Here is a 6,702-nt window from a genome sequence, read left to right as displayed (position 1 = left end):
GACATCCAGACTACGCGCAGCGGGGTGAAGAGGTTCCAGGCCAAAGTCGATCACATGGGCAACCCTGGCCATTTCTGGCAGGTCGTTTTTGGAATGCGATATTCATTTATTTAGTGGCGCGGCAGTATTTTAGGCGTAGCAACAGGAGACCCCGCCGTCAGTTGCGGCGCTGCCTAACGACGTAGAAGACTGCCCCCGGATGAGACGCCAGGTGGAGACCAGAGCATCCGGCACCGTTAAAGCGATATTTACTATCTGTTCTTTAAATTTCTGGCGGAGAGGGTGGGATTCGAACCCACGGTACCCGCGAAGGCACAACGGTTTTCGAGACCGCCCCGATCGACCACTCTGGCACCTCTCCGTACGGCTCTGCTGTTGCGCTGAACCTGATCGACGGAGGGGCTTATGACGGGCTTTATCCAATATTGCAAGAGGGTAGAAACGCCTTCCTTCGAGAAATATGGTTGCAGGGCTGTTTTTTAGTCGTTTTTGATTGACTGAAAGCCCTCACATCTGTATCGACCGCGGCTGTTCCATACGGCCGCATTGCAGTGGCTGCCTTGGAGCCAACGACAAAAAGCGACTGGGTCGCACGAGACCGGGACCACCCGGCAGAAGCGGCCACGAGATCGGAACAGAGAGAGTTTCCAGAATGTACGCAGTCATCCGCACCGGCGGTAAGCAGTATCGCGTTGCTCCCGAGAGCATCCTCAAGGTCGAGAAGCTCGAAGCTGAAGCCGGCAGCACCATCACCTTCACCGACGTCCTGATGGTTGGCGGCGAAGGCACGCTGACCGTTGGCGCCCCGCTGGTTGCTGGCGCAACCGTGACGGCAACCGTCGTCGCTCAGGATCGTCTGCCGAAGGTGATCATCTTCAAGAAGCGTCGCCGTCAGAACAGCCGCCGCAAGAATGGCCACCGTCAGCCGGTGACCGTCCTGCGCATCAACGCGATCAACGCGGCCTGATTGGCCAGACACTTTAGGTAAGGACAAACAGTCATGGCACAAAAAAAGGCAGGCGGCTCGAGCCGTAACGGACGCGACAGTGCAGGTCGTCGTCTGGGTGTGAAGAAGTTCGGCGGCGAAAGCGTCATCGCAGGCAACATCATCGTCCGTCAGCGCGGCACGAAGATGAAGGCTGGAGCCAATGTCGGTATCGGTCGCGACCACACGCTGTTCGCGCTCGTAGACGGCCACGTTCAGTTCCAGCGCCGCGCAGAAGGCCGCGTCCACGTTTCCGTGGCACTGCCGGAAGCTGCTGAATAAGCAGCCCGCTGTTCCAGCGCGAGCAGAAAGGGCCGGTCCTGTTCGGGACCGGCCTTTTTGCGTATAAAGCGCCCCTCACCTTTTCTTTCGGACAATACGATGAAGTTTCTCGACCAGGCCAAGATCTATGTGCGTTCCGGGGACGGCGGGGACGGCGTGATCGCATTCCGGCGCGAGAAATACATTGAATATGGCGGTCCGGACGGCGGTGATGGCGGTCGTGGCGGTGATATCCTTTTCCGCGCGGTTCCCGGCCTGAACACACTGATCGACTTCCGCTACACGCAGCATTTCAAGGCCCGCAAGGGCGGTAATGGCGCAGGCTCCAACCGGACCGGTGCTGCCGCCGCAAATGTCACCATCAATGTTCCGGTCGGCACGCAGATCTTCGACGAAGATCGCGAAACCCTGCTGGCCGATCTCGACGCCGAGGGCAAGGAAGTCCTTTTGTGCCGTGGCGGTGATGGCGGCCTTGGTAACACCCATTTCAAGAGCAGCACCAACCGTGCGCCACGCCGGGCCGACAAAGGCTGGCCGGGCGAAGAGCGCTGGGTGTGGCTGCGCCTCAAGCTGATTGCCGATATTGGTCTTGTGGGCCTTCCAAACGCGGGCAAATCCACGCTTCTTTCCGTCGCATCCCGTGCGCGTCCGAAAATTGCAGATTACCCGTTCACGACCCTGCACCCGCAGCTTGGCGTGGTCCGGCTGAACAATACCGAAGAATTCGTGATCGCCGACATTCCCGGTCTCATCGAAGGCGCCAGCGAAGGCGCGGGTCTTGGGGACCGTTTCCTTGGCCATGTAGAGCGCTGCGCAACACTCCTGCATCTGATCGACGGGACGGAAAGTCAGGTCGTCAAGCACTGGCGCCTGATCCGCAGGGAACTCGAGGCCTACGACCCGGAGCTTGCAGCCAAACCCGAGATCATCGTTCTGAACAAGTGCGATTCCCTGACGCCCACACAGCGCTCTGCTAAAAAGCGGGCCCTCGCCAAGGCGTCCGGGGCCGAAGTGCTGATGCTGTCCAGTGCGACGCAGGAAGGCCTGCCGGAACTGCTCCGGATGCTTCAGGATCGCGTGACGGCTGCCAAAAAGGACCGGCAGGGATGAATGCGGCGGCTTGTGCTCCTCATCTGGCGCAGGCCCGCCGGATCGTCATCAAGATCGGAAGCGCGCTTCTGGTCGATTCCGCCAACGCCGCGCTGCGGCAGCAATGGTTGCAGAGCGTCTGCGCCGATATTGCCGACCTACGTGCACACGGCGCAGAGGTGATTGTCGTGTCATCGGGAGCGATCTCCCTTGCACGGCATCGTCTTGGCCTCACATCCCGCAGGCTGCGTCTGGACGAAAAACAGGCCATGGCCAGTGTCGGACAAATCGGGCTGGCACAGGGCTGGAGTGCGGCGCTGGCGGACCACAATCTGGTCGCGGCACAGCTTCTCCTGACGCCGGATGATACGGAAAACCGTGAGCGTCATCTGAACGCCCGCGCCACGCTTCAGACACTGCTCGATCTGGGCTGTGTGCCGGTCATCAACGAAAACGATGCCATCGCCACCAGCGAAATCCGGTTCGGTGACAACGACCGTCTGGGCGCCCGCGTCGCCCAGATGACGGGTGCGGACTGCCTGGTGCTGCTGTCGGATATTGACGGGCTCTATACGGCCGACCCCCGACAAGACCCGTCCGCACGACATATTCCCGTTGTCGAACAGATGACCGACGACATCATGGCCATGGGAGGCGAGCCACCACCTGGGTATTCGTCAGGCGGCATGCGTACGAAGCTTTTGGCCGCAAGGATTGCGACGCGCGCAGGTGCGAACATGGTCATCGCGGCCGGGCAGGAACATCACCCGCTGCGCAGACTGCAGAATGGCGGTCCCTGCACCTGGTTTCTGGCCCAGACCGATGCGGGTTCAGCCCGCAAGCGCTGGATTGGCGGCGGCCTCCAGCCCAGAGGATCCCTCACGATCGACGCGGGAGCCTGTCGCGCCCTTCAGGAAGGCGCCTCACTCCTTCCCGCAGGCGTAACGGGACTTGAAGGGACGTTCGGACGCGGCGATCTCGTCGCTATTCGCGATAGTGAAGGCATCATTATCGGACGCGGTCTGATCGGTTACGACTCGGACGAGAGCCTGAAGCTGATCGGACATCGTTCGGCAGAGATGGAGCAGCTTCTGGGATATCGTGGACGGGATGCCCTCATTCATCGGGATGACCTGGCTCTCGATCATCCCTGACACCCCCTGCCCTGCTGGTCTTCAGCCCTTCGGAGGCCAGCGCAATTTGGGTTCCGAACGCGAGCGGTAGGCGTCATTCTCCGCAACCGTTTTCACGGCCTGCTTTCTGTCGATACCACGACCCAGAGGCTGACGCCCGGCCTCGGTTTCGTCGTGCTCCCATGGCGCACGTGACCAGACCCGCTCGGACGCGCCGGACAGGTCGTCCCTTCCGGTCGCGGACGCAGCATTAAGGTTTCGACGCGGCAGGGTTTCAGGGTCCCCCCGGCCCGCAGCGATCTGCCCCGGACCGTCCTCATACGAAGGCAGATCGGGGCGCAGGGTCCGCGCTGGCATCAGATAGTCTTCATCCATCTGCGCCATGCGTTCCTGAGGCGCCATGACGGTCTGCCCGCCCGGAACGGCAGAAGGACCGTCCGGACGCGTCGAAACCGCCAGACGCAGATTCAGGGCCCGGAGTTCAGCGCGCATCTCGGCAATCTGGAACTCCAGATCCTGCAACCGGGGCTTGGTACCGAACACGGCGAACGGCATGCACAGGAGCGCCAGTCCGAACAGTGCGGCCACCACGACCAGGCACCCGATGGCCCAGCCTGGCAGCCATGAGAAATCAGACATCATGAGGAGGCCCGGTCCAGTCTGAAATTAGCGTGTTCGATCGTCCGGCAGCCGGAATTACATTCCAAGGGCACGACGATAGATGTCGAGCAGGGTTTCCTGCTCCTCGATTTCCGCCGGCTCCTGCTTGCGCAGGCGGATGATCTGCTTGATGACTTTTACGTCAAATCCGGCCGATTTGGCTTCTGAGAAAATATCCTTGATATCGCCCGCCAGAGCCTTGCGCTCCTCCTCCAGACGCTCGACACGCTCGATGATGGAGCGCAGACGGTCCGCAGCGATCCCGCCCGTGGCAGCGCCTTCGTTCTTGGTTTCTGCATCCATGGTCCGGTTTCCTTATGTCGTCTGGGCTATGTTTCGCCGACGCTGCGCAAACACAGCATCCGCCGCGCGGCTTATCGTGAGGAGGGCGGGACGGTCAACGGAATTATGTGCACGTTTCATGAACGCATGGGTCTGAAGAAACCTTTCTCCCGATGTCGTGCACGGCTCGTCCCTTGACAGAAAGCGCCCCGGCAGGGATCTAGACGGTGCCTGAAAAGGCCTGAACCCTAACCCTTTTTTCCCGGTCTGCGGGTTCGAGAGGTCAGAGAGTCTTCCATGGAACATTTCCAGCAGGTCGAGCCCTTCGACTATGTCATCTTCGGCGCCACTGGCGATCTCACGATGCGCAAGCTGCTGCCCGCGCTCTATAACCGCCTCCGGCTGGGGCAAATTCCGGATGATGCCTGCATCATCGGAGCCGCCCGGACGGAGCTGAGCCGGGAGGCCTATGTTGCGCGTGCCCGTGAGGCGCTCGAGCGTTTCCTTCCTTCGGATGTCCTGAGCCCTGGACTGGTGGACCGCTTTCTGGCCCGCCTGGACTACGTGACCCTCGACAGCAGCCGCGAGAGCACACAGTGGGACAGCCTGACGTCCCTGTTCGCCAAGGCTCAGCCTGATCGTGTACGGGTCTTTTATTTCGCAACTGCGCCGCAGCTTTACGGCAGCATCTGCGAAAACCTGCACCGGTACGGGCTGATTACAGCCAGTTCGCGGGTGGTGCTTGAAAAGCCCATCGGAACGGATATGGCGACCGCAACCGCCATCAACGACGGCGTGGGCCAGTATTTTCCAGAAAAGCAGATCTACCGGATCGACCATTATCTTGGCAAAGAGACGGTCCAGAACGTTCTCGCCCTGCGCTTTGCCAACCCGCTCATCAATGCGGCATGGTCGGCAGAGCATATCGAGAGCGTGCAGATCACCGCCGCCGAGACGGTCGGCGTGGAAGGTCGCGCGGCCTATTACGATACGTCAGGCGCACTGCGCGACATGATCCAGAACCATCTGCTTCAGGTTCTGTGTCTGGTCGCCATGGAAGCGCCCGACTCCCTTGAGGCCGATGCCGTCCGCAACGCCAAGCTGGCCGTCCTGAACGCGCTGCGCCCGATTACGGAAGCCAGCGCAGCTACCGAGACCGTCCGTGCCCAGTACACGGCCGGCGTGATCGGCGGCGAAAACGTTCCGGGCTATCTTGAAGAACTCGGCCAGCCCAGCACCACGGAAACCTATGCCGCTGTCCGCGCCTGGGTCGATACACCGCGCTGGAAGAACGTGCCTTTCTATATCCGCACGGCCAAGCGCTCGGCTCGCAAGGTCAGCGAGATCGTCGTGACGTTCCGCCCGGCGGCGACCACGATGTTCGGCGCCACACCTGCCAGCAACAGGCTCGTCCTGCGCATCCAGCCCAATGAAGGCGTAGAACTGCGGCTGAACGTCAAGAACCCCGCGCTGGACGTGTTCAACCTCCATACGGCGGATCTGGACGCCTCCATTCGCATGGAAGGCGGCATGCCCTTCCCCGACTCCTACGAGCGACTGCTGCTTGATGCGGTCCGGGGCGATCCGGTCCTCTTCATCCGTCGCGACGAGGTCGAAGCGGCATGGCGCTGGGCCGAACCGGTCCTTGATGCGTGGAAACATAATACGGTACCCATGCAGACCTACAGCGCCGGCTCCTACGGTCCGGAGCAGGCCACCCGTCTGCTCGCCGAGCATGGCGACACCTGGCACGAAGCCTCGGAGTGACCACATTTGAGTGACGATAAAAGCGCAACGCCCCGTCTGGGCCGCGCGCCGGGCAAAAACACACGCCGCCAGCCCCGCAGCTTCAAGCAGCTTCTGCTGCGGCGGCTTCTGGTGGTCATCCCGGCTTTTCTGCTCATGTTCATTGCAGTCCGGAGCGGACTGCTGGACATGTCCTATGACAAGATCACGTTTAGCAAGCTGAGCTGGTTCGACAACACGGCGCTGGTGGAGCATCTGCGTCTTGCGGTGGTGAAAGACAACCTGACGGATCTGCCACGCAACTGCCTCGTCTTCGTCGTCAACGGAAGTGCGTCCGACAATACGCCGACGATGGACGTTCTCGGACGTCACGGTAACGGCTGCCCCGGCGAGAAACCTTCGGCCGACAAGCTGTTCAGCCTGAAAATCAACCGGGCCGACCGGACCGTACAGACCGATGCGGGAACCCCCGGTTCCTTCCACGACCTGCCTCTCTGACGTGCTCTGAAAAAGGCGGAGCCTCCT

At 61.2% G+C, this 6,702-nt stretch carries 8 protein-coding genes and 1 tRNA gene; 6 read left to right on the top strand and 3 right to left on the bottom strand.

All coding sequences use genetic code 11. The annotated features are described in order from the left end of the window. Positions 1-271: 271 nt before the first annotated feature. A tRNA-Ser gene (locus GAL01_RS15065) sits at positions 272-361 on the bottom strand. Positions 362-652: 291 nt separating this feature from the next. Between GAL01_RS15065 and rplU the strand changes: the two genes are divergently transcribed. From rplU to proB, 4 genes are all read left to right on the top strand, one after another. After that, the gene (rplU, locus tag GAL01_RS15060) at positions 653-967 is read left to right on the top strand and encodes a 50S ribosomal protein L21 (RefSeq protein ID WP_011251736.1); all 315 of its coding nucleotides are present in this window, start codon (positions 653-655) and stop codon (positions 965-967) included. Between the two features lie 33 nt (positions 968-1,000). Next, positions 1,001-1,267, top strand: a complete 267-nt coding sequence (rpmA, locus tag GAL01_RS15055) for a 50S ribosomal protein L27 (RefSeq protein ID WP_062027139.1) — start codon at positions 1,001-1,003, stop codon at positions 1,265-1,267. 99 nt (positions 1,268-1,366) lie between these two features. Then, positions 1,367-2,377, top strand: a complete 1,011-nt coding sequence (gene obgE, locus GAL01_RS15050) for a GTPase ObgE (RefSeq protein WP_062027141.1) — start codon at positions 1,367-1,369, stop codon at positions 2,375-2,377. Continuing rightward, on the top strand, positions 2,374-3,510 hold the full coding sequence (gene proB / locus GAL01_RS15045) for a glutamate 5-kinase (protein ID WP_062027143.1): 1,137 nt from the start codon (positions 2,374-2,376) through the stop codon (positions 3,508-3,510). Before obgE ends, proB begins: the two co-directional genes overlap by 4 nt. 21 nt (positions 3,511-3,531) lie before the next feature. Here the strand turns inward: proB and GAL01_RS15040 are convergent, their stop codons facing one another. Both GAL01_RS15040 and GAL01_RS15035 read right to left on the bottom strand, forming a co-directional pair. Further along, positions 3,532-4,131, bottom strand: a complete 600-nt coding sequence (locus GAL01_RS15040) for a hypothetical protein (protein ID WP_062027145.1) — start codon at positions 4,129-4,131, stop codon at positions 3,532-3,534. Between the two features lie 54 nt (positions 4,132-4,185). Beyond that, a complete protein-coding gene (locus GAL01_RS15035; protein ID WP_062027147.1) occupies positions 4,186-4,452 on the bottom strand; it encodes a DUF2312 domain-containing protein in 267 nt (88 codons plus the stop codon). A 276-nt stretch (positions 4,453-4,728) separates the two neighbouring features. Between GAL01_RS15035 and zwf the strand changes: the two genes are divergently transcribed. Beyond that, the gene (gene zwf, locus GAL01_RS15030; RefSeq protein WP_062027148.1) at positions 4,729-6,198 is read left to right on the top strand and encodes a glucose-6-phosphate dehydrogenase; all 1,470 of its coding nucleotides are present in this window, start codon (positions 4,729-4,731) and stop codon (positions 6,196-6,198) included. A gap of 6 nt (positions 6,199-6,204) precedes the next feature. Beyond that, entirely contained in the window at positions 6,205-6,675 is a 471-nt protein-coding gene (locus GAL01_RS15025) for a hypothetical protein (RefSeq protein ID WP_174694494.1), read from the top strand. The last annotated feature ends 27 nt before the right edge of the window (positions 6,676-6,702 follow it).

This window comes from Gluconobacter albidus (assembly GCF_002723915.1).
GTDB classification, from domain to species: Bacteria; Pseudomonadota; Alphaproteobacteria; order Acetobacterales; family Acetobacteraceae; genus Gluconobacter; species Gluconobacter albidus.
Note: the sequence above shows the minus strand (reverse complement) of the source record. Positions and strands in the feature narration are given on the sequence as shown.